At 60.3% G+C, this 23,258-nt stretch carries 21 protein-coding genes and 1 pseudogene; 7 read left to right on the top strand and 15 right to left on the bottom strand.

What is annotated here, in order from left to right; all coding sequences use genetic code 11:
• Both AC1D08_RS30615 and AC1D08_RS30610 read right to left on the bottom strand, forming a co-directional pair.
• On the bottom strand, positions 1-546 hold a 546-nt coding region (locus AC1D08_RS30615; RefSeq protein ID WP_477424807.1), incomplete at its 3' end, for a cytochrome ubiquinol oxidase subunit I.
• A 369-nt stretch (positions 547-915) separates the two neighbouring features.
• A pseudogene (locus AC1D08_RS30610) lies at positions 916-1,053 on the bottom strand (methionyl-tRNA formyltransferase); the annotation flags it as partial.
• Between the two features lie 125 nt (positions 1,054-1,178).
• Between AC1D08_RS30610 and AC1D08_RS30605 the strand changes: the two are divergent.
• Positions 1,179-1,877: a M67 family metallopeptidase gene (locus AC1D08_RS30605; protein ID WP_477424805.1), complete on the top strand. Its 699-nt coding sequence runs from the start codon at positions 1,179-1,181 to the stop codon at positions 1,875-1,877.
• Between the two features lie 32 nt (positions 1,878-1,909).
• Positions 1,910-2,656, top strand: a complete 747-nt coding sequence (locus AC1D08_RS30600) for a patatin-like phospholipase family protein (protein WP_477424803.1) — start codon at positions 1,910-1,912, stop codon at positions 2,654-2,656.
• A gap of 330 nt (positions 2,657-2,986) precedes the next feature.
• Here AC1D08_RS30600 and AC1D08_RS30595 read toward each other — a convergent pair whose 3' ends face one another.
• From AC1D08_RS30595 to AC1D08_RS30555, 9 genes are read right to left on the bottom strand one after another with little or no spacing between them, the layout of a single operon-like run.
• The gene (locus AC1D08_RS30595; RefSeq protein ID WP_477424801.1) at positions 2,987-3,574 is read right to left on the bottom strand and encodes a DUF2478 domain-containing protein; all 588 of its coding nucleotides are present in this window, start codon (positions 3,572-3,574) and stop codon (positions 2,987-2,989) included.
• Between the two features lie 29 nt (positions 3,575-3,603).
• Complete coding sequence (locus tag AC1D08_RS30590; protein WP_477424799.1) at positions 3,604-4,854, bottom strand: molybdopterin molybdotransferase MoeA; 1,251 nt, start codon at positions 4,852-4,854, stop codon at positions 3,604-3,606.
• Positions 4,855-4,856: 2 nt separating this feature from the next.
• The gene (locus AC1D08_RS30585) at positions 4,857-5,189 is read right to left on the bottom strand and encodes a hypothetical protein (RefSeq protein ID WP_477424797.1); all 333 of its coding nucleotides are present in this window, start codon (positions 5,187-5,189) and stop codon (positions 4,857-4,859) included.
• Positions 5,152-6,054, bottom strand: coding sequence for a peptidylprolyl isomerase (locus tag AC1D08_RS30580; protein WP_477424795.1), 903 nt, complete (start codon positions 6,052-6,054; stop codon positions 5,152-5,154). Before AC1D08_RS30580 ends, AC1D08_RS30585 begins: the two co-directional genes overlap by 38 nt.
• 3 nt (positions 6,055-6,057) lie before the next feature.
• Positions 6,058-6,834, bottom strand: coding sequence for a respiratory nitrate reductase subunit gamma (narI, locus tag AC1D08_RS30575; protein WP_322414374.1), 777 nt, complete (start codon positions 6,832-6,834; stop codon positions 6,058-6,060).
• Entirely contained in the window at positions 6,827-7,552 is a 726-nt protein-coding gene (narJ, locus tag AC1D08_RS30570; RefSeq protein ID WP_477424793.1) for a nitrate reductase molybdenum cofactor assembly chaperone, read from the bottom strand. The genes narI and narJ overlap by 8 nt, the downstream gene beginning before the upstream one ends.
• Positions 7,552-9,078: a nitrate reductase subunit beta gene (narH, locus tag AC1D08_RS30565; RefSeq protein ID WP_477424792.1), complete on the bottom strand. Its 1,527-nt coding sequence runs from the start codon at positions 9,076-9,078 to the stop codon at positions 7,552-7,554. Before narH ends, narJ begins: the two co-directional genes overlap by 1 nt.
• Positions 9,075-12,818 (bottom strand): nitrate reductase subunit alpha, encoded by a 3,744-nt coding sequence (locus AC1D08_RS30560; RefSeq protein WP_477424790.1) that lies wholly within the window; start codon positions 12,816-12,818, stop codon positions 9,075-9,077. The genes narH and AC1D08_RS30560 overlap by 4 nt, the downstream gene beginning before the upstream one ends.
• 15 nt (positions 12,819-12,833) lie before the next feature.
• Complete coding sequence (locus AC1D08_RS30555) at positions 12,834-15,572, bottom strand: nitrate/nitrite transporter (RefSeq protein WP_477424788.1); 2,739 nt, start codon at positions 15,570-15,572, stop codon at positions 12,834-12,836.
• Positions 15,573-15,730: 158 nt separating this feature from the next.
• On the opposite strand from AC1D08_RS30555, the gene AC1D08_RS30550 reads away from it, so the two are divergent.
• The 3 genes from AC1D08_RS30550 to AC1D08_RS30540 all read left to right on the top strand — a co-directional run bounded on the left by AC1D08_RS30550 (position 15,731) and on the right by AC1D08_RS30540 (position 18,050).
• On the top strand, positions 15,731-16,450 hold the full coding sequence (locus tag AC1D08_RS30550; RefSeq protein ID WP_322414378.1) for a helix-turn-helix domain-containing protein: 720 nt from the start codon (positions 15,731-15,733) through the stop codon (positions 16,448-16,450).
• 100 nt (positions 16,451-16,550) lie between these two features.
• Positions 16,551-16,727 carry a hypothetical protein gene (locus tag AC1D08_RS30545; RefSeq protein ID WP_256754680.1) on the top strand — a complete coding sequence of 59 codons (177 nt, stop codon included), beginning with the start codon at positions 16,551-16,553 and terminating at the stop codon, positions 16,725-16,727.
• 240 nt (positions 16,728-16,967) lie between these two features.
• Positions 16,968-18,050: a tellurite resistance/C4-dicarboxylate transporter family protein gene (locus AC1D08_RS30540; protein WP_256754679.1), complete on the top strand. Its 1,083-nt coding sequence runs from the start codon at positions 16,968-16,970 to the stop codon at positions 18,048-18,050.
• Positions 18,051-18,266: 216 nt separating this feature from the next.
• On the opposite strand, the gene AC1D08_RS30535 is transcribed toward AC1D08_RS30540, so the two are convergent.
• Positions 18,267-19,424 carry an NnrS family protein gene (locus AC1D08_RS30535; protein ID WP_322414379.1) on the bottom strand — a complete coding sequence of 386 codons (1,158 nt, stop codon included), beginning with the start codon at positions 19,422-19,424 and terminating at the stop codon, positions 18,267-18,269.
• 310 nt (positions 19,425-19,734) lie between these two features.
• On the opposite strand from AC1D08_RS30535, the gene AC1D08_RS30530 reads away from it, so the two are divergent.
• Positions 19,735-20,124 carry a hypothetical protein gene (locus tag AC1D08_RS30530; RefSeq protein WP_322414380.1) on the top strand — a complete coding sequence of 130 codons (390 nt, stop codon included), beginning with the start codon at positions 19,735-19,737 and terminating at the stop codon, positions 20,122-20,124.
• Positions 20,125-20,267: 143 nt separating this feature from the next.
• Entirely contained in the window at positions 20,268-20,744 is a 477-nt protein-coding gene (locus AC1D08_RS30525) for a cupredoxin domain-containing protein (protein ID WP_322419311.1), read from the top strand.
• Between the two features lie 42 nt (positions 20,745-20,786).
• Here the strand turns inward: AC1D08_RS30525 and AC1D08_RS30520 are convergent, their stop codons facing one another.
• From AC1D08_RS30520 to AC1D08_RS30510, 3 genes are read right to left on the bottom strand one after another with little or no spacing between them, the layout of a single operon-like run.
• Positions 20,787-21,041, bottom strand: a complete 255-nt coding sequence (locus AC1D08_RS30520; protein WP_322414381.1) for a DUF2249 domain-containing protein — start codon at positions 21,039-21,041, stop codon at positions 20,787-20,789.
• 37 nt (positions 21,042-21,078) lie between these two features.
• On the bottom strand, positions 21,079-21,663 hold the full coding sequence (locus tag AC1D08_RS30515; RefSeq protein ID WP_322414382.1) for a UbiX family flavin prenyltransferase: 585 nt from the start codon (positions 21,661-21,663) through the stop codon (positions 21,079-21,081).
• The gene (locus tag AC1D08_RS30510; protein WP_322419312.1) at positions 21,660-23,168 is read right to left on the bottom strand and encodes a UbiD family decarboxylase; all 1,509 of its coding nucleotides are present in this window, start codon (positions 23,166-23,168) and stop codon (positions 21,660-21,662) included. The genes AC1D08_RS30515 and AC1D08_RS30510 overlap by 4 nt, the downstream gene beginning before the upstream one ends.
• Between the last annotated feature and the right edge of the window lie 90 nt (positions 23,169-23,258).

The following is a 23,258-nucleotide window of genomic DNA, read 5'->3' as shown; positions in this document are numbered from 1 at the left end:
CCGGTAGGGAAAGGAAGGATTGAAGACCACCTTGAACCAATCCGTCGGGAAGAAACGACCGTCGATGATCTCGTAGCCGGCCGGCGTCTGCATCCAGCTATTGGCCGACAGGATCCAGAAGGAAGAAAGCAAAGTTCCGAGTGCCACCATCAGTGCGGCGACGAAATGCGCCCAGCGTGGCACCAGTTGCCGTCCGAACAGAAGGACGCCAAGGAAGGCCGCCTCCAGGAAAAACGCCGTCAGACCCTCATAGGCAAATAGCGGGGAAAGGACATTGGCGGTCGCGTCGGAAAAGCGGCTCCAGTTCGTGCCGAACTGAAAAGGCATGACAACGCCGGTGACCACGCCCATGCCGAATGCAATCGAGAAGATCTTGATCCAGAACGTTGAGATACGGAGATAGATGTCCCTCCCGGTAAAAAAATTGAGGCCTTCCAGCATCGCGATGTATGCGGCCAATCCCACGGTAATGGCGGGCAGCAGGATGTGCCAGCCGATGACCCAGGCGAATTGCAGTCGCGACAGGAATGCAGGATCAAGGTCCATTGCTTGTCTTCCCCAGGCGCAAACGAACTGACAAGTTGCGGCCTCAAGCCGACTGTTGGCAAAACCGCGCCAGCTGTCAGGGCTCGTTCTCCAACACCGTGGTCAAGCTATAGCAATTGATGACGGTGTCGATAGAGCGGATTTGGAACCACATCTATTCTGCCAAATTCTTTGTGAACGACTGGAGGAAGCCCGCAAAACGCTTGACTCCTAAACGTTCCGAAAGAGTCAGGCCGCTTCGGAGAAGATCTTGCGGTCGTCGATGGCGCTTCCCACGGCGAGGGCGGCAGATCTGAAGAATTCCGCCGCCGATATTTTTGCGCCGCCCTCCTGCCGCACCTTCAGCAGTTCCAGCCGGCCACCCTGGACCACCACCAGGTCGGCGGCCTCCAGCATGGCTTCGACGCCGAGCGGGAAGAGCTGGTTGAAGTAGAGGCTGCCCAGCGTGTCGTCGGGGCCGATCGCGACCGTCTTCTGCAAGATCACGGGACCTTCGTCGATGCCGTCGGGGTGCGGACCTCATTCTTGACGCTTCAGCATCCGTCCCAGTGTTCCGCCGGCTCTCGGACCGTCCAGAGCTCGCCCGTCGCATGTGCGCCTTCTTCACGCCTGACGGACGGTCGGCGGTCCTCATGGCGGAGGCGGCCGACAGGTCGGTGAACCTGCGAGACATCGAAACAACATACCTTCGCGAAATCTTGGCGAACCCCTCGCTGAAGGGCCATCTCCAGCCCGGACAACAACTTCGTTACAGGACGGCATGCCGCGCCCTCACCAACAGAATTCCCGCCTCTTCCGTTGTCGTACTCTCGGGCCTCCTTGCGGCAGGTGTCGCCACTGCCTCGCGCGACGATACCGCCGTCCTGCCGATCTGGACGATGCGGGAGGATGGTGGGATCGACTGCTTAAATGCCCCTACTTCCGTGATCAAGAGCTCCATGGCTGCCTGGACCGTCACGCTCCCGGCGGAGCTGCGCGATGACCTGACGGCAAGGCACGAAGGTGCCTTGCCGAACGAGACGGGCGGACCGCTCGTAGGTGTCGTCGATCACGAGGCAAAGCATGTCGCTGCGGTCCACGTCCTTACCACGCCCTCTGACAGCGCCGGGACGAGATCGGAATTCGTCCGCGGCACCCGAGGCCTGCGGCGCCTCATTGAGGAGGCACGAGGTCGTTCCGGAGGTCAGGTGCGCTACATCGGCGAGTGGCACTCGCATCCACGCGGGACATCGGCATCGCCCAGCACCACAGACATCCGACAGATCTGTCAGCTGTCGCTGGTGCTTGACCTGGATGGCCTTCCGGCGCTTTCGCTGATCATCGGCGATTAGGACCTGGCAATGCTTGTCGGCAAGGTGGCCTGATGGGCGAGAAGGTTCCACTTGGTACAACCAGGATCGGTCTCGCCCTTTCAGGGGGAGGCTTCCGCGCTGCCGTTTTCCACCTGGGTATCGTTAGGTGGCTGGCAGAGGAACACCTCCTTGAACGGGTCACACAGGTCTCAACCGTTTCCGGCGGCAGCCTTGTGACTGGCGCCATTTTTTCAGCTGCTGGTGGAGAATGGCCGTCGTCATCGGAGTTCCTACAGACGGTCTATAGCTCTCCGACCTTCCGGAGAGCCCAATATGGCACGTCAACAGCACCTGTCTTGAGACCGGAAAAAACTGGCGCTTCACGCGCGACTCCATGGGTGACTGGCAGTTCGGGAGGCACTACTCTTCTGACGTGGCCGTCGCGGATGCCATGGCCGCCTCGGCCGCTGTGCCGTACGTCATCGGCGCCCTCAAGCTCGAACTGCCTAAGGAGGGGTGGTGGCAAAAACGAGAACATGGCCATTGAACCTCTCTATAAGCCCATAGAAGGCCTTCAAGGATGCGACGTGTTGATATGCGGCGACGCCTCAGGTCCTCTCGGCCCACCCTCTGGGATTCTGTCGAGCCTGTTGAAAGGAAGGCTCGCGTCGCCACGCCTATTCGATATCGCAAGCGATCAGATACGGGCACTCCGTTCGCGAATGCTGATGAAGGCTATAAGTCAGGAGGAGATAGCGGGATTCCTTTCCGGCTCGGCACTTCTCCGAGGCAGTTTAAGATGCAGGCTGGTAACGTAGGGAGCCTGACTGACGAAGAATGTGCAGCCTGCCTGAACTATCCGACCAACCTCACGAAAGTTGCGGGTTCAGATTTCGACCGCATCGCTCATCATGGATACGAGGTCGCACGTATGACCATGGGGACGTATCGCCGCAGAAACACTGATGCTGTTGGTTGCTGAGAAGGAACCCGCTTGCCTTACATCACCTACGCCATCGGTGAGACATGGAGCGCAGCACTCCAACGCCGCGACATCACTCAGGCAACTGGGTTTGCAGCCTAGTACCCGTCGAATGCATCAAAACATCTTCCTCCAAGAGTCCGTCGGCCTGCCACCGGGAGCAAAATCAATCCCGTCGCGAAATTCGTTCGACCAGCGCCGCCGCCTCACCTATTGGCCAATTGGAAGATCGCAGACGTTCCGTTGCCGTGAGCGGATCGGATAAGATCTGGGACAGGTCGATTTCTCGTGCGAGATCGGCTGAGAACTCTCGAAATGGCGTGAGATTAATGAGGGGAACACCGATCAGGACGGGAACGGATAGATCAAGCGCCTTGGCGATCAGCGATCTAAACCCCCCGCCTTCGACCTCGGCCTTTCCGAATTTGCAGAGAACCAGCAAGGCGGTTTGGCTTGACAACTGCGCTTCGGCAGCGGTGCACGCGCGGAGCAGCCGATCGGTATTCAAAACGCAGCCTCGTGCTTGAGGACCTCGATCATCTGATATCCCGTGAAGCTCACCTGTGGCGAGGTCCCGCAGATACATGTCGCATTTCAGGCGACCTGGTTTCGGCTCACTACGCTGGATGAGGCCGGCCAATCGCATGCCTTGCTTAGCCCTGGCAGCGGTGAATTCCTGCAAGAAAGCTTCGAACTTGGGACCGTCTGAATAAACGATCGCGGTGATTGGATAATCGAGGCGTCCAGCTTGCATGCGAGAGCTTCCTTTCGTAAGAATTTGCGTCAGTTAACATCGAACCGCGGCTGGGCGAACGGAAGCACTTCGAGGGGCGTGCCAACTTCGACAGGCGTTGATGCTCCAGGCACAACGGCAACGGCATCCGCGAACACCAACGGCATCATTCTGTGGGACCCATCCGGCCCGCTGCGGTGCGCGGTCAATCGACCCTGCTCGACGTTCAAACGGACCGGCAGCAGTTCCGTGCGACCCGGTTTGCGGGGATGTGTGAAGTTTATTTTGGCCGTGATGCGGTTCGCTGGAGCTTGACCGAGAAGCGCTTTCATCATCGGGCGCACGAAGGCGAGCGCGCCAAACGCTGCAGCTTGTGGGTTGCCGGGTAGTCCTATGAAATACGCGCCTGCAAGCGTGCCGAAAGCCAGCGGCTTTCCGGGCTTCATCGCCACCTTGACGATGTCGAGGCCACCCCCGGCACGTACGACGGCATTGCGCACATGATCTTCTTCGCCGACCGACATACCGGCGGTGACGATAACGAGGTCGGCCGTTCCCGCGATGCGTTCGAGTGCTTGCGTGATGGCAGCCAGGTCGTCACGAACGGTTAGGGACGTGACATGCGCGCTCGGCTCCGCCAGCAACGCGCCAAGCATGGGCCCGTTGCTGTCGTAAATGGCGCCGAAGGGAAGTGGCTCGCCTGCATGGCGGAGCTCTGAACCCGTCACGAGGACCACAATCCGTAGGGGGCATGCAACCGAAACCGTTGCAATGCCAAGCGCGCTTAGCAGCGCGACTTCTGTCCAGCCGATAACGCGGCCTGGCCGAAGGATAGCCGTGCCCTTTGTTACGTCCTCGCCAACCCGTCGAACGTGGCAACCAGCTTCGACGTCAAGCCCGAACTGCACGTGATCGCCCCTGCAGGTTGCGTGCTCCTGCATGACGACGGTATCCGCTCCGCCTGGCAATGGGGCACCAGTCATGACGCGATGGGCTGTCCCCGGCGTCAACACGTCCGGCTTGTCGCCAGCGCGCGTGCGCCCGGAAATAGGCAGGACCAGCGGCACGCCCGTCTCGCCCGAAAGACGGACGGCATATCCATCCATCGCCGCCTGATCGAATGGCGGAAGGGCACACGGAGCTTCGATCGTCGCTGCCAAGATGCGTCCGACCGCACGCACCAACGGCACGTCCTCCTGCCTGTTGAGCGGTTCAGCAAGCGCGACGGCGACGGCTCGAGCGGTTTCAAACGACACCATCTGCGCATCTGAGTGGAAGCAGCTATGGCGTACTGCACGCATCGTCAGGCCGCCTTCATTCCCGGCAGGGACTTTTCGAGAATTGCACGCATGGCCGCCAGGCCAGGATCTTCCGATCGATTCATGAGACCAATGAGCTGGGTCCAATGATCGTCGGAGGCGGTGTCCACGAAATTGCGAACGGCCGAGCCGACGATCTCGGCTGGCAAGCGACCGGACGCATCCGCCGCCGCAGCCAAACGGGCAAGCAAGGCGGGCTCGTCGAATGCTGCAACGAGACCCATGGCGACATTCGGGTCGTCCAGCGAGGCAATCAGGTTTCCCAGCATCGCATCGTCCTCACTGCACCAACGGCGAGGATGAGCCGTCGAGATCAATCCCACAAATATCCGCCTGGCCGACAAGCAGGGACACGTATTGCGCCGTGGCTTGCCGATTGACGTGCTCGGTCAAGTAGGCGGCGATCCGCTTCCGCACAGCCTCGAACGGGAGCTGGCGGCCGTCGATCAGCCGCGTCAGGCGGATGAGGTGGAAGCCGTAACGTGTCTCCACCGGAGGCGACATGTCGCCGGGGGCGAGATTAATCAGAGCGGCTTCGAATTCCGGCGTCGTGTCGCCCGGCCCAATCTGACCGAGGCTGCCACCGATGGCCCCCGATGGGCAATCCGAGCAGTCCTGCGCCAGGGCTGCGAAACGCTCCGGTGCAACTGCCAGCGCCGATCTGAGCGACAGCGCCTTTTCTCGCGCCGCGGCGAAGGCTTCGCTTTCATCGCGGCGTGCGCCGATGAGGATGTGATCGGCTTCATAGAGCGATGGCGTCACGAAGCGGTGAAGGTTGTTGTCATAGAAGCGGCGCAGCGTTTCTTCGTCCGCCTCCGGAACACGAACTTCGCGTTCGATGAGGCCGCGCACCTGGGCGTCCTCCACCGTTTCCTGGCGCCCGTCCTCATCGGTCTTCTGCTCAACGCCGACATCGAGCCGCCGCGCTTCCTGCAGCAGCAATTCGCGAATGACCAGCGCTCGGGTTGCCGCCCTCCAGCCCTCGCCGGGGTTGCGCGCGGGAAAGTTCTGCACCTCGGCGGCAATCGCCTTACGCGAAATCGTCACACCATTGACTGTTACTGGCGGCATCGCCACGCGCTCGCGCGACGGCGCGGTGTCGGGAACGGCGGGTCGGTGTTCGTGCGGGTGTTCGGATGACGGGCCGCGGCTGGCGGCATGATTGATGACGAGCGCGGTCATGATCTACTCCGCAGGCTGGGGTGAGGGAACGGCAACAGGTCGCACCGGCTCGGTCGACTGGACCGCTGGCACGGGCGCGGGTGATCGGCGCTCCGCGAAGCGGGTACGCACAACCTGATAGCCAGGGCGGCCGAGATACCAGATCGGCGCACTCCAGACATGGACCAGCCTTGTGAACGGGAAGACCAGGAAGATGGTCATACCGAACAGGAGGTGTGCCTTGAAGATCGGGTTGACGTCGGCGACATAGGCTGCGGCCGCTGGCTGTAGGGTGAGAATGCCCTGCGCCCAGTTCATGAACTTCACCATCTCGTGACCATCCATGTGACCGAGCGAGACGAAGATTGTGGAGAGGCCAAGAGTAAGTTGCAGCCAGAGCAGCAACAGAATAGCGATGTCGCCGGGAGCGGACGTGTTGCGGATGCGGGTATCGAACAGCCGACGATGAGCGAGAAGCGCGATGCCGATAAAGCAGGCGACACCTGCAATGCCGCCGACCGTGATGGCGAGCCCCTGCTTGAAACTGTGAGAGATGCCGAGCGCGTCGAATACCCAGATCGGCGTCAGCAGGCCGACGAAATGCCCGCCGAAGATCGCCAGGATACCGACGTGGAAGAGATTGGAACCCCAGCGAAGCTGGCGCCGCCGCAAAAGTTGGGAGGAGCCAGTCTTCCACGTATATTGCTCTCGGTCGAAACGGATAAGGCTCCCAAGCAGGAAAACTGTCAGGCAGAAATAGGGATACCAGCCAAAAAGCGCGTCGTTGATTGTGTTAGACATCGCTTCCCCCTATTTCAGGTCCGAAATTGTACCGTGCGTTGCGGTTTGCGGCGCGCATCTGAATTCGCAAGCGATCAACGGAACAGCCGTCGGTCGCATTTCCTGGGCCGAACGTGACTGCAGTTTCTTCCCAAACTGCATCAAGGGCCGCCAGGTCCTCCGGCTCATCGTCGTCGAGCGCAGTTGTGACCACAGCGGGTTCGCTGAGGATAGAGCGCAGGGCCGCGAATACGGCGCCATATCCCCCGTTTCGCTTGGCGAGCCGCTCTTCCAGCAGTGCGAAAATGTGGGCGGTCTCGTTGAGGAGACCCCGCGCCTCCTCGAGCGGACGGTCAGAAAGAAACTCCAAGAAAAGCGGTATGAAGTCGGGCAGTTCGTTCGCCGTGACGAGTAGCCCAGCTCGCTGATAATGTTCGACCAGATCGACCATCGCCTGACCACGATCCCGGCTCTCGCCATGGATGTGTTCGAAAAGGTGCAATGAGTGACGTCGCGTCTTGTCGAACAGCTCGACGTACCGCTCCTGGAGGTCGTACAAATTCAGAATGCATAGATCGCCAAGCAAGGGATGAAGCTGCTCGATTGCATTGTTCGATACCAACCTCTCAGTAGCGAGGGCGGCAGTGATTTCCGGGATCGCTGCGGAAAGCTCCTCAGTCGGATACGTAAGGAGCGCCGAGAGCGCCTTGAACGTTTTGTGCGATAGCATTACCGTCATCACACGATCTCCATCGGGTTTGTTGCTCGCTTGGTCTGCTTGGTGCCAAAGAGGTTCGTCTCCGTGGAGCCGCCCGAGCAGCCGTTTCCGAAGGAGAAGCCACAGGAGCCGCGCATGTCCTGCGCGTCCTCACTCCATTCGCGGTGCGCCGTCGGAATGACGAAACGATCCTCGTAATTCGCGATCGCCATCACCTTGTACATTTCGTCGATAGCCGTTCCCGTCAGGCCGACCCGCGCCGCGATCGACTCGTCGAGGCGACCGTCGATCGTCTTGGCCCGCATGTAGCTGCGCATCGCCAGCATGCGCTCGAGCGCGAGAGCGACAGGCTCCTCCTTGCCCGCCGTCAGTAGATTGGCGAGATACTGGAGCGGGATGCGCAGGCTGCGCACATCGGGCATGTCGCCGTCGACGCCCATCTTGCCCGCGGCCGCCGCTGACTGGATGGGTGACAGTGGCGGCACGTACCAGACCATCGGCAGGGTGCGGTATTCCGGATGGAGCGGGAAGGCGATTTTCCATTCCATCGCCATTTTCCAGACGGGCGACAGTTTGGCCGCTTCCAGCCAATTGTCGGGAATCCCGTCAGCGCGGGCCTGGGCGATAACGGCCGGGTCGTTCGGATTGAGGAAAACGTCGAGCTGCGCCTGATAGAGATCCTTCTCATCGGGAGTGCTGGCGGCCGCCTCGATACGATCCGCATCGTAAAGGATCACGCCGAGATAGCGGATGCGCCCGACGCAGGTTTCCGAACATACCGTCGGCTGCCCCGCCTCGATGCGGGGATAGCAGAAGATGCACTTCTCCGATTTTCCCGACGACCAGTTGTAGTAGATCTTCTTGTAGGGGCAGCCGGAGACGCACATGCGCCATCCCCGGCATTTGTCCTGGTCGATCAGGACGATGCCGTCCTCTTCGCGTTTGTAGATGGCACCCGAGGGGCATACAGCCGCGCAGGTCGGATTAAGGCAGTGCTCGCACAATCGCGGCAGGTACATCATGAAGGTGTTTTCGAACTGACCATAGATGTCCTTCTGGACACCCTCGAAATTCACGTCCTTCGAACGCTTCTCGAACTCGCCGCCGAGAATCTCCTCCCAGTTCGGGCCCCACTCGATCTTTTCCATCCGCTCGCCGGTGATCGCCGAACGCGGGCGGGCCGTTGGGAAAGCTTTCGATTCCTTCGCCGTATGCAGGTGTTCGTAGTCAAAAGTGAACGGCTCGTAATAGTCGTCGATCTCCGGCAGGTCGGGGTTGGCGAAGATGTTGGCAAGGATGCGCCATTTGGCGCCCATCTTAGGCTCGATGCGGCCGTTCTTCTTGCGCCGCCATCCGCCGTTCCATTTCTTCTGGTTCTCCCACTCCTTGGGATAGCCGACACCGGGCTTGGTCTCGACATTGTTGAACCAGGCGTATTCGACGCCCTCCCGGTTGGTCCAGACGTTCTTGCAGGTGACGGAGCAGGTGTGGCATCCGATGCATTTATCGAGGTTCAGCACCATCGCAATCTGAGCGCGGATTTTCATTCTGCAGCCTCCTTCGGCGCTTCGGATGCGAGCGGCCCTTCGAGCCAATCGACATTGGCCATCTTGCGGACGACGATGAACTCATCGCGGTTTGAGCCCACGGTGCCGTAATAGTTGAAGCCGTAAGACTGTTGGGCGTAGCCGCCGATCATGTGGGTGGGTTTCAGCACCGTTCTGGTGACCGAGTTGTGGATGCCGCCCCGGTTGCCGGTCATCTCCGATCCTGGCGTGTTCACGATCTTTTCCTGGGCGTGATACATCATCATCATGCCCGGCTTGATGCGTTGGGAGACAACGGCACGCGCGGTGAGCGCGCCGTTGATGTTGAAGACCTCGACCCAGTCATTGTCGACCAGACCGGCCGTCTTGGCGTCGGTCTCGGAGATCCACACCACCGGGCCGCCGCGGTTGAGCGTCAGCATCAGCAGATTGTCCGAATAGGTGGAATGGATGCCCCATTTCTGGTGGGGCGTGATGAAGTTGAGGACGATTTCCTTGTGTCCGTTGGGACGGACATCCTTGATACCCGGGATCGTCTTGAGATCGACTGGCGGCTTCCAGGTGACGAGCCCCTCGCCGAAGGCCCTCATCCAGAGGTGATCCTGGTAGAGCTGCTGGCGGCCGGTCAATGTCCGCCACGGGATCAATTCGTGGACGTTGGTATAGCCGGCGTTGTAGCAGACCTTCTCGCTTTCGATGCCGGACCATGTCGGTGAAGAGATGATCTTGCGCGGCTGCGCCTGGATATCGCGAAAGCGGATCTTCTCGTCTTCCTTCGGCAAGGCAAGGTGGGCGTGCTCACGGCCGGTGATCTCCGACAAGGCTTCCCAAGCCTTGATCGCGACCTCGCCATTCGTCTCCGGCGCCAGCATGAGGATGACCTCGCAAGCGTCTATGTCGGTCTCGATCTTCGGCAAGCCCTTGGCCGCACCGTCAAGGTGCACCCCGTTCAATGCTCCGAGCGCCTCGACTTCGTGCTTGGTGTCCCAAGCAATGCCTTTGCCCCCGTTGCCGACTTTCGTCATCAACGGCCCCAGCGCCGTGAACTGGGCGTAGAGGTTGGGGTAGTCGCGGCTGACCAGCGTCACCGACGGCATGGTCTTGCCCGGGATTGGCTCGACTTGGCCGAGCTTCCAGTCCTTCACGTCGAGGCCCTGGGCCATCTCGGCCGGGCTGTCATGCTGGATCGGAGTGAGAACCACATCCTGTTCGACGCTCAGAACCTCGGGGGCGACTTCTGAGAAAACCTTCGCGAGACCCTTGTAGATCTCCCAGTCGGAGCGCGACTCCCAGACTGGATCTACGGCCGCCGACAGCGGATGGATGAAGGGATGCATGTCGGACGTGTTGAGGTCGTTTTTCTCGTACCAGGTGGCCGTCGGCAGCACGATGTCGGAGTAGACGCAGGTGGTCGACATGCGGAAGTCGAGCGTGACCAGGAGGTCGAGCTTTCCCTGCGGCGCCGTCTCGTGCCAGACGACTTCGGTGTTGCGGACCGCCCCTTCCGCGCCGAGGTCCTTGCCCATCACACCGTGGGTCGTGCCGAGCAAATGCTTGAGGAAGTATTCGTGCCCCTTGCCTGATGAACCGAGGAGATTTGAGCGCCAGACGAACATGTTGCGCGGCCAGTTGTCGGGATCGTCGGGATCATGACAGGAGAGTTCCAGTTCACCGGATTTCAGCGCGTTGACGACATAGTCCTTCGGCTCAAGGCCGGCGGCCTTGGCCTTGGCGGCGATCGTCAGCGGATTCTGCTTCAGCTGAGGCGCCGAGGGCAACCAACCCATACGTTCAGCGCTCACATTGTAGTCGATGAAACTCTTGTTCCAATCGCCCTCGGGCGCGGTCGGCGACAGTATTTCGGCAGCCGTCAGGGTCTCGTAGCGCCACTGGTCGGTCTGCGCATAGAAGAAGGACGTCGAGTTCATGTGCCGGGGTGGCCGGCTCCAATCGAGCCCGAACGCAAGCGGCGTCCAGCCTGTCTGCGGCCTCAGCTTCTCCTGCCCGACGTAATGCGACCAACCGCCGCCCGATTGACCGATGGCGCCGCAGAAAACCAGGAGATTGATGATCCCCCGGTAGGTCATGTCCATGTGGTACCAGTGGTTCACACCAGCGCCGAGGATCACCATCGAGCGGCCGTTGGTTTTCTCCGCGTTGGTGGCAAATTCACGGGCAACCGTGATGATCGCATCGCGCTTTACCCCGGTAATGCGCTCCGCCCAGGCGGGCGTGAACGGCACGTCCTCGTCATAACTCTTGGCGGCGTGGGAGCCGCCAAAGCCCCGGTCGAGACCATAATTGGCCATCATCAGGTCGTGCACGGTGGCAACTGCCACCTGGGAGCCGTCGCTCAGCTTGATCCGCCGGACCGGAAGGTTGCGGGTGAGAATTTCACCGTGATCGGTTGATACGAAATGCTCGGTGGCGCGCCCGCCAAAATACGGAAAATCGACAGGTACGATCTTGGATTTCTTGCCAGCAAGCGTCAGCCTGAGCCGAATGCTCCGACCTTCGCCGTCCTTCTCCTCGAGGTTCCATTTGGCGCCCTCGCCCCAGCGATAGCCGATCGATCCGCGCGGTGAGACAAGTTTATCCGTAGTCTCGTCGATCGCGACCGTCTTCCATTCCGGATTGTTGCTCTCACCCAGGCCACCAGCGATCTCCGAGGCTCGCAGAAGCCGTTCGGGAACGAACCGGCCATCGCGCTCCGTGAGGCGAACCAGGAACGGCAGGTCGGTGTATTTGCGGGCGTAGTCATCGAAATACGGGACAGTACGATCGAGGTAATATTCGCGAAGAATGACATGGCCCATGGCCAGTGCCAGTGCAGCGTCGGTCCCCTGCTTCGGATTGAGCCAGATGTCGGCAAACTTGGTCGCCTCGGCGTAGTCCGGGCTGACGACCGCACTCTTCGTGCCCTTGTAACGAACTTCGGTATAGAAGTGCGCATCGGGCGTCCGTGTCTGCGGCACGTTGGAACCCCAGACGATGATGAAGCCTGCATTGTACCAGTCTGCGCTTTCGGGAACGTCGGTCTGCTCGCCCCAGGTCTGGGGGCTCGCTGGCGGCAGATCGCAATACCAGTCGTAAAACGACATGCAAACGCCACCCATCAGCGACAGATAGCGCGAGCCCGCTGCGTACGACACCATCGACATGGCCGGGATCGGCGAAAAGCCGATGACACGGTCGGGACCATGAGCCTTCACTGTATAGGCATTGGCCGCCGCGATGAGTTCGTTCACCTCGTCCCAGGTCGCGCGCACGAAGCCACCGTGGCCGCGGATGGAGATGTAGGATTTCCGCTTGTCAGCATCCTTGACAATCGAGGCCCATGCGGCAACGGGCGGCATCGTGGTGCGAGCGGCCCGCCACAGCTTCAGCAGGCGCCCGCGGATCATCGGATATTTCACCCGCGCGCCGGAATAAAGGTACCAGCTATAGGACGCGCCGCGCGCGCAGCCGCGCGGTTCATGGTTGGGAAGATCGGGCCGTGTGCGTGGATAGTCGGTCTGCTGTGTCTCCCAGGTGACGATGCCGCCTTTGACGTAAATCTTCCACGAACAGGAGCCGGTGCAGTTCACGCCATGGGTGGAGCGCACGATCTTGTCGTGCTGCCAGCGCTTGCGGTAGCCGTCCTCCCAAGAGCGATCCTCGTTGGTGACGATGCCGTGGCCGTCGGAGAAACTGTCGACGGTCTTGCGGAAGAAGGTTAGCCGGTCGAGAAAATGCGACATTGCTCTTGCCTCTGATTATTCGGCTACGGCCGGATGGACGGACGCGCCACGCTTGGCACGCTCGATGTCGTGAAGAAGCCCGCCCTTGCGGGTGTAGACGGCCCAAGTGATGACGAGGCAGCTGACGTAGAAGATCAAGAACCCCCAGAGCGCGGCGCTCGGCCCGCCCGTCAAGGCGATCGAACTGCCGTAGCTCTTCGGGATGAAGAAGGCGCCGAAGGCAGCAATAGCCGAGGTAAAGCCGGTGATGGCGGCGGACTCCTTCTCCGCCTGCCGACGGCGCGTCTCTGCATCGGCCGTGGGCATCAAGCGGCCCATCTCCTTGGCCATGATCACCGGGATCATCTGGAAGGTGGAGGCATTGCCGACACCGGTGGCGAAGAACAGCAGCAGGAACGCGGCGAAGAAGCCAAGGAACGCACCAGGTTGATCCTTGATGCTGATGAACCACAAAACCCCTGCTGCACCCGCGATCATTAGGACGAAGACCCAGAAGGTGACGCGCGCGCCGCCATATTTGTCCGCCAGCCACCCGGTGCCTGAGCGCGACAGGGCGCCGACAAGCGGGCCGAGAAAGGCGAACTGAAGTGCGTTGACGTCCGGGAACAACATTTTCGTGAGCAGCGGGAATCCGGCCGAATAGCCAATGAAAGACCCAAAAGTTCCAGTGTAGAGCCAGCACATGATCCAGTTGTGCCGGCGCTGGAAGATCACGGCCTGCTCGGTGAAGGATGCCTTGGCCGAAGCGATGTCGTTCATGCCGAACCAGGTCGCAAAAGCCGAGATCGCAATAAACGGCACGAATACGAACCCGGCATTCTGCAGCCACAAGGGCGCCTCGCCCGTCGGTCCCTTGACCATGGCCGGATCGCCACCGAACCAGCCGAATATCCCGGCGGTGATTGCGAGCGGCACGACGAACTGGACGACGCTGACGCCGAGATTGCCAAGGCCGGCGTTAAGCGCAAGCGCATTGCCCTTTTCCGCCTTCGGGAAGAAGAAGGAAATATTGGCCATAGACGAGGCGAAGTTGCCGCCGCCAAGGCCGCAAAGCAACGCCAGCATCAACAGCACGACATAGGGGGTGTCAGGATTCTGCACTGCATAGCCGATCCCGACCGCCGGGATGAGGAGCGACCAGGTCGTGAGCGTCGTCCAGAGCCTGCCGCCGAAAATCGGCACCATGAAGGAATAGAAGATGCGCAGCGTCGCGCCCGAGATTCCGGGCAGAGCCGCGAGCCAGAAGAGCTGGTCGGTGGTGAAGGTGAAACCCACGAGCGGCAGCTTGGCGACGACGACGGACCATACCTGCCAGATGGCAAAAGAAAGGAGAAGCGCCGGGATCGAAAGCCACAGGTTGCGCCGCGCGATCTGGCGCCCTTTCTCCTCCCAAAAAATGGGGTCGTCCGGACGCCAGTCGGTGAGAGCGCCGCCTTTCTGTGGCCCGAGCGCCGGCTTGGGCATGCCCTGCATTTCGGGGAAAGGCGGGAGCTTGGCGAGTGCCTCGCCAGCGACCCCACGTTCCATTTGGCGGATGGCAACGTGCATCCATAGCAGCGCACCAGTGACCAGGACAAAAAGCGCCATGAAGCAGCTCGTCCATAGGCCGGTGAGGTCAAGCAGCAGGCCGAACAAGATCGGCAGCAGAAAACCGCCCAGGCCACCGATCATGCCGACGAGACCGCCGACCGAACCGACATGGTCGGGATAGTAGACCGGGATGTGCTTGTAGACGGCAGCCTTGCCGAGGGCCATGAAGAAGCCGAGCACGAAGATCGTGATGACGAAGCCGACGAGGCTCATCTCCAGATGGAAGGAGGTTACGCCCTTGAGGCCATGGACCATGTAGTCGGTCGGTGGATAGGACAGGATGAAGGTCGCAGCGACCGAGACCAGGAACGTCCAGTAGAGCACGCGCCGTGCGCCAAAGGTGTCCGACAGGTGTCCGCCATAGGCGCGAAACAGGCTCGCCGGAACCGAGAAGAATGCCGCGATCATCCCGGCCGTCTTGATGTCCAGGCCGTAGACGTTGATGAGATATTGCGGCAGCCAGAGCGCGAGCGCGACGAAGGCGCCGAAGACAAAGAAATAATAGAGCGCGAAGCGCCAGATCTGCACGTTCTTCAAGGGCTCGAGTTCGAGCCATGCACTTTTCGGCTTGATGCCAGACCGCCGCCGCTCGACGATAATGGGGTCGTCCTGCGTCGTAAGCCAGAAGATGACGGCCATGACGACCAAACCGGCTGCCCAGACTTGCGCCACGGTTTGCCATCCGAAGGCGACGAGCACGAAGGGAGCGAGGAATTTGGTGACCGCGGCGCCAACATTGCCCGCGCCGAAGATGCCGAGTGCCGTGCCCTGCTTTTCCGGCGGGAACCAGCGCGACACATAGGCAACACCGACTGCAAACGAGCCACCGGCAATGCCGACGCCGAGGGCGGCCACCAGCATTTGCGCATAGGTGTGAGCATAGGAAAGCAGAAAGGTGGCGACGGCGGCGGCGAGCATGTTGGTGGTGAAGACGATCCGGCCGCCAAAGCGGTCCGTCCAGATACCCAGCACGACCCTTATAAGGGAGCCCGTGAGAATCGGGGTGCCGACAAGCAGGCCGAACTGAGTCTCGCTAAGGCCGAGTTCCTGGCGGATGCGAATGCCAATGATGGAGAAAATGGTCCAGACCGCAAAGCAGACCGTAAATGCGGCCGTGCTTGCACCCAAGATCTGACCGGACTTCGGATACGCGCTTGTCTGCAATGTCGTCGACCCTTTTGAAGATAGCAAGGGAACGGGCTCCTGTCTGCCCACTGCCAAATTGGCCAAGCAGGGAGTCGGGGCATTGATCTAGATCAAGGCGATCTGTGATATTTATCAAATGATGCAACGGTGACTATCTCAGTAGAGGAGACAATCAGTTGCACGGGCTGGCGGATGAGGTGGCACCGGAGGCGCTGCCGCTGTTTCGAGCGCTGTCCGCATCCAGGCGAGCCGACCTGCTGCGAAACGCCGTGGTACACAGTGTAGCCTCAGGCACCGTTTTGTTCGAGCAAGGCGATGTGCCAACCTTCCAACTGATCGTGCTGGCAGGATCCGCGCAATTATTTGGACGATCCATCGAAGGTCGTGAAGTCTTGATCGAAGCTGTTCGCGCCCCGGATCTGGTCATCCCTGCGGCTGTCCTGACCGGTGCGCCTTATCTCATGCAGGCGCGGGTGCCGGAGCCTTCGCGGTTTCTGCTGATCCATGCGGCAGCGTTTCGCGCGGCCGTCGACGCGGACCCCTTGCTGGCGCATGCCGTCATCGGCAGCCTCGCGCAGCAATTTCGGCGCATGGTCCGTCAAATCAAGAACCTCAAGTTGAGAACCGCGACCCAGCGTGTCGGATGTTACCTCTTGGCCCTCTCACAGAGGCAGCGCAATCCAGACAAAGCAGTCCTACCGTTTGAGAAGATGCTGATCGCCTCCGAACTTGGAATAACTCGAGAATCCTTTTCGCGTGCGTTGTCCAGCCTGAGCAACTCAGGCATTCGAGTCGATGGCCAAATTGTCGTGATTCATGACGCTCCCCGGCTGGCCGCCGAATGCGGGTTTGACCCCGTTACCGACGGGCCTGAGACCGATGACTTCGTGGTCTGATTGACCGAAGTCGCGGCGATCCTTGATGTTGGTTGATCCAAGTCAACGCTAGTCCGTCACTCTTGCCGTCACCTCAACCAGTTGAGGAAGGAGAACAGGTGTGCCAACGGACAGTTCGACGATCACTATCTTGGTGTTGGATGTCTTTGCCTTCCTGGCTGTGCTGGCGTACGCCTCGTTCGAATCGCGTCATAAGTCACGCAAACAGCGCCGTGCGCTGATCAAAACGTATTTGGACGAGAAACCTCGCCAGAATTCCGTCAAGCCGAAAGCCTGAAGCGCCAATATGAGAATTCAGGGGAACCTTGAGGATGGGCCCACCTCCACAAATTGGCGTCCGCAGCATCGATGCTTGGATCAAGCTATCTGGACGTTTAGGACGTCGTTAAGCGATTACTCCATTGCTGGCGCTTGGAGGTTTATCGGCCGCGTATTGATCGGCCCGCGATGCCGGAGGGGATAGCACAAGACCTGAAATGGGCCTTGCCGATGATTTTTCTCGCGCCGATGGGGAGGAATGGCACTGGGAAGGGCGATCAACCTATCGATCGAGCTTCGGGCGGGTGTTAGAGACCTGTCTCCGGCTTATTTTGCCATGGTGATGGCAACGGGGGTTTTGTCGATCGGCCTCAGCCTTCTCGGCATGCCCGCTGTTGGCGTCGGCATGTTTGTCCTGAATATCGCTATCTATTTCATTATTACCGTGCTTACCTTGCTGCGATTGGCGTGGTTTCCGTCCGATTTCGTCAGCGATCTGATCGACCACCGCCGCGCCCCCGGCTTCTTTACGTTCGTTGCCGCATCCTGCATTTTGGGTAGCCAGTGTCTCATAATCGCCCATAGTCTGACTGTCGCAGTCGCGTTCTGGTTGATCGGGCTGGTGCTCTGGCTGGGCCTGACCTATGCGATCTTCGTCGCGCTCACCGTTAAACAGAAGAAACCGTCTCTGGAGGAGGGTCTAACCGGCGCTTGGCTGCTCGCGATAGTCGCCACGCAGTCGGTAGCCCTGCTCAGCGCGTTGATTGCGGCTCATTGGGCGCAGCCCTACCGCATCGAACTCAACTTTCTGGCTCTGTCGATGTGGCTGTGGGGCGGAATGTTCTATATCTGGATGATATCACTGATCTTTTATCGCTATACATTTTTTGCGTTTTCGCCGGGTGACTTGTCTCCGCCTTACTGGATAAATATGGGAGCGATGGCGATTTCAGTGCTGGTAGGCGCCACGCTCGTCGAAAACACCAAAGGGGCGCCATTTCTGCAGTCGCTGCTGCCCTTCATCAAGGGTTTCACGGTATTTTTCTGGGCGACCGGAACATGGTGGATTCCGATGCTACTGGTGCTCGGAGTCTGGCGGCATATCTACCGCCGCTTTCCGTTACGCTACGATCCTTCCTATTGGGGCGCGGTGTTCCCGCTGGGGATGTACACTCTCTGCACTTTCAAGATGGCTGAGGCGCTGGATCTCGGCTTCCTACTATCAATCCCACGCTACTTCATTTTCGTCGCTGGCGCGGCCTGGTGCCTCGCCTTCGTGGGATTTGTCCACAACATCACGATGTGGCTTCTGGGCAGGCAGCCGGCGAGTCGAAGCACCTAATATGCTTTGCTGCGGTTGATATGCCGCCCACCTGTCAGTGGTAATCAATAGTTTGTCATTCAATTGGCGCGCCGATTCCAAGCCGATTCACAGCATCTGCTGGCGGGACGACTGCGGTCGAAAGCGAGGCCGCCAGTTGCTCGCCCCTCTCCTCTTCCTACCCGCCAGGCGATGCTGCTGACCGATTGCTCTTCCGGATCTGGTAGCTCGGGCGTCTCACGCCCGTAGTATGAGCATTCGACGGAAGGCCACCAGAAACAGGCCGAAGGCGACAACCCACAACATGCCCGCAAGGCTCGTTAAAGCGACGCCGTAGACGGGCAGAGATTCGACCAGGAGGCGCGACAGGCAGCAAATTGTCATCGTCACGAAGGCGCCTGTCGCCGGAACCGAGGTCTCGAAGGCGCGGCGGCTGTGCTTGCGGATCATGCTCGCCATGATGGCGAGAGCCATCGTGCCGATGGCGCCGATCGTCCAGGCATGAACGGCAGCCGCCTGCCCCAGCCTTGCAGGCGCGAAAATGTGGATCGCCAGAAGCCCGAAACCGACGGTGATCCAGCCGTACCCGATATGAAGAGCGAGGACTGACGACGACGCCACCATTCGCCACCCTTTCCACTGGGCGACTCGCATCACCTGAGCGCAGGCGGCAAGGGCGCAGGCAAGGCCAGTGAGTTGCGCCTGCGGCGCGACAACCCACGAACCAAGGGCGCATGCCGCCACGACGGCTGCCGCGTACTCCAAAACAGCGGAGCGATCGATGAAGATCCGGCCGCCGGCGCTTTCGACGTAAGCCATGGTCAAAGCCGGCACGACCCGTCCTCCAATGATCATGAGGAGGCCGATGATCGAAGCCAGGGCCAGTCGCAGTGCAAATTCTACCTGGCAGGACGCTGCCGTGAGCACGTTGCCGCCACAAAAGACAAGCAGCAGAAACACCACCTTCAGGTTGCGGCGGTCCCGGCTGGCGATCACATGTCCCGCCGCGATCAAGAGGAGTGTCAGGACCAACAGCGCCGAGAGGGCAAGCCCGGCCGAAAGCGACAGGAACAGGAAAGTCCCCCGGCTGCACAGCAATAGAGCGACCAGCAAACGCGTGGTGAGCGGCGACACCGCACGACGTCCTGTCCATCGCGGCAGCGCCGTCAACAGAAAACCAGTCAGGATGGCTGGAACCATCCCGAACAGAAGCACGTCACGATGCCAATCGCCGGGAGAAATCCCGGTTGGGCCGATGGCCTGTATTCCGAACGCTGAGGGCAGCCAGACCGCCGCGCCTACGATCGCGTCCAGACCGGCGATGAGAAAAAATGGCCGAAACGGCGCCGGCATCCGCCTCGCATCGACAGCGAGCGCGCTCCCGTCAGTAGCCATGCGACAATTCCTCCACGGCGATGGCCGACACGAGATCCTCGCTTCGCCGTTCGCAAGACCGGCGATCGAAAACAGCCGATCCGAAGGCAATAGCGTGGGTCATCGACCTCCGTATTTGCTCAAACGCAAACAGGCTTCAAAACGGTTGACTATAATCAAGACCAGTTTTCGAGACCGGATCGGCGGATAAGACGGCGCCGCTCTATCCGTTGTGCAATCGGCCGCGAAACGTTTCCCCTCGCGTCGCGCCAACAGCTCGATCGGACGCCTGCAGGATTGTGATTGGCCTTGGCATAGGAGCGAACAAGATATGAAGCAGAACGGTCCATCGAGCAGCATTGACGACGGCGTCCGACGCTTTGCCGACATGGCCTTTTTCGGCCGGCTGGCAATCTTGATCAACGACGCCCAGCTGGATTGTGAGTGCCGTTCCAGGCTCGACGAGACGTTGGCGCGATTTACGGCTCTGGAGATCCGACGGATCGCCCGCGAACATCTCGCCAATGCCCGCAACCAACGCGAACGCATCGAAGCCATTCTCTTCTTCCTGCAGGACCTTGACGAAATGGGGGCTACCGAACGAGATCGTAGCGTCTACCTGGATATCGCGCTCCTGTTCGACGACATCGCGGACACCGCAAAGAAAGGCGCATTTTCGATGCGGCAACTCAGTTTATCCCCGGTGCAGACTGGGCCCTAGGCGGCCGACCCCAAGAACTTGTGAGAGCTGCAGCGGTCGCTGCCGGCCCGGTTCCAGTGATCGTCGACCAGAGCGCGCGGCCACCCCGCCCCGAGGGTGAAACTCAACACATTTCGCAAAGGAGAAATCGCGTGAAGAAATGCATGATGCCAACAGTCGCGATGGTCCTCTTCGCCGCCCCGGCGCTTGCGACGGGAATGCATTCCGACACTCATGACGGTCATGAAATGATGATTATCGGTCAGCCGGGCATGGCGGCCAACGTAGACCGTACCATCGCGATCAGCATGATGGAGAACGAAGATGGATCGATGGCGTTCGATCCGGTTTCAGTTAACGTGAGAAAAGGCGAGACAGTGCGCCTCACCCTCACCAATGAGGGCGAATACGACCACGAATTTGTGATGGATACGCATGAGCGTTTGATGGAGCATGAGGCCGGGATGGAGACGCTTCCCGACATGGAACACGCCGACCTCAATTCAATCCGCATCGGACCCAAGGGAAAAGGCGAGATCGTCTGGACCTTCACCAGCGTCGGCCAGTTCGACTTCGCCTGCCTAATACCTGGTCATTACGAGCTTGGAATGAAGGGGACCCTCACGGTGATCGCCAACTGAGCCTTGAGGCGACCGATCGACGTATTTCGTCAGGGTTGGACATCACCGCGCCGATTGAGGTCTTCCTATCTCGATCAACCAATCTGGCGGTCCCGGTTCAAGGCAAACCCAAATGTGTTCGCCAGCAAAGAACGCCTCGAACTGACACCTGAGTTTATCAGGATCGAAATCGAGAACGACCACGAATGTCTGACCGGGTTTGAGCCCGTCGAACATCGACAAGACGGCGGACTGCTTCCTTTCAGGAGGAAGTCTCCGCACGTCATATGTCGCGCCTTTCGGCGTCTGAAGATTCATTGCAATCCTTGCCCGTTGAGCAAATCCATCAGGACGATCACGCGACGGCGACTTTCTTTTCGCCCCACCGTGTCAGCTTGTCGCCAGGGTCCACGCCCGCCCAGCCAACCAGCCGGGCCGCCATCTCGACCACCATTTCCTCGATCGAGGCAAGCTTGACATAGAATGGCGGCACTGGCGGCGCGATGATCGCTCCCATCCGGGCCAGCCTGAGCATCGCGTCAAGGTGCCCTTCGTGGAGCGGCGCCTCGCGCGGCACGATGACCAGCCGGCGCTTTTCCTTCAGGACGACATCGGCGGCCCTTGTAAGAAGGTTGTCGCCCAACCCATGCGCCATCGCCGCCAAGGTCCGCATCGAACAGGGAACGACGATCATGCCATCCGTTCTGAAAGAGCCGCTGGCAATGGGTGCGGCCAGGTCGTGATAGGAATATGCGTGGTTGGCGACAGACGTCAGTTGGGCAAGGCCGTCGACGCCGAGCTCATGGGCGACGGTCAATCGCGCGCCCTTGGAAACGACGAGATGCGTCTCCACCCCGGCCCTGACCAGTTGACGAATGGTCTCCAGCGCGAGCACGGAGCCGGATGCACCGGTGACACCGACTATCAGCCGTTTGGTCATTCTTGCCCCTGAGCGGTCGTTTGCGAAAAGAACTCGTTCCATCGTTGGGATACCTGCTCCTCGATAGCGGCTGACATGGTCAGCTCCTTTCCCCATTCGCGGGAGGTTTCCGATCCAATCTTGCGCGTCGCATCGAGCCCGATCTTTCCTCCAAGCCCCTCGAGCGGTGACGCGAAATCGAGCTGGTCGATAGAGGTCCGATCCACCTGCATCAGATCGCGCGAGGGATCCATGCGGGTGGCGACCGCCCACATCACGTCCGGCCATGATCGAATATCGATGTCGTCATCCACCACGACGATCATCTTGGTCATCGAGAACTGCGGCAGCAGGGACCAGAACCCCATCATCACGCGCCTGGCCTGTCCGGCATATTTCTTGGCGATCGAGATAACGGCAATCCTGTACGAGCAGGCTTCCGGCGGAAGCCATACATCGACGATTTCCGGTATTTGTTGGCGCAGGAGCGGCTTGTAGACATCGAGCAGCGCCTCGCCGAGGACCGAGGGCTCGTCGGGCGCGCGCCCGGTGAACGTGGTCAGGTAGTTTGCCCCGTCGCGGACGCGCACGCGCTTGAGGTTGAATACGGGGTATCGTTCCGGCGCGTTATAATATCCGGTGTGGTCGCCGAAGGGGCCCTCCAGCGCTGTCTCTGTTGGAGAGACGACGCCTTCAAGCACGATTTCCGCACTGGTTGGCGCATGAAGCATGATGCTCTTGCAGGGCGCCAATCCGACTCGGCGATTGTTGATCATCCCGGACAGCGCCAGCTCCGACACGCCTTCGGGCGCCGGCATCACCGACGCGATCAACGTGGCGGGGTCCGCCCCGATGACGACCGCCACCGGCATCTCGAGGCCCCGCGCCTGCCACATGCGATGGTGGGCGGCGCCACCTCGCATGGGCAGCCATCGTATGATGGCGCGATCACGAGCAAGCACCTGCATGCGATATACGCCCAGATTGTAGGTGCTCGGATCGTCCTCGCCAGGTGGGCGAGTGATAACCACGGGCCACGTTATCAGGGGGCCGGCGTCTCCCGGCCAACAAGTCTGGACGGGAAGAAGCGAAAAATCCGGATCGGCGTCTCGCCACTCCCCGGGCGGGGAAACGATCTTCGGCCGCGCCACGAGTGCACCCCGCGCCGCAGGCAACATCTGTCGGGCCTGACGAAGGTTCTGCGGGGCCTGAGGCGATCTCATCCAAGCAAGGAGCGCGCCGAGGGTTTCTAGACCATGAAGGTCGGTGCCAAGGCCCCAGGCTACACGTTCCCGGGTGCCGAAAAGATTTGCGACAACGGGAAAGGCTGACCTGACGCCGCGATCGTCGATGGGCGTGGTCAGACGCAGCGCCGGGCCTTTCGAGGCAATCACCCGCCTGTGTATCTCGGTCAGTTCGTGCCTTGTCGAAACAGGCACGCCAACCTCACGAAGCTGCCCGTTCCGATCGAGGAACGAAAGGAATGAGCCGAGATCTGAAAACAAGGGAAGGCAGCGGTGATGCATGGCGAAATCCGGCCCGACCGGTTCGTCGGCGATTAATTTTGCCATCAGGGCTGACGAAGAACTTTGCGCTAGCGCAAAGAGCGAACGATC

Source organism: Mesorhizobium sp. P2_E6 (assembly GCF_056403835.1).
The sequence above is the reverse complement of the archived record's forward strand: the minus strand, read 5'-3'. Positions and strand labels throughout refer to the sequence as shown.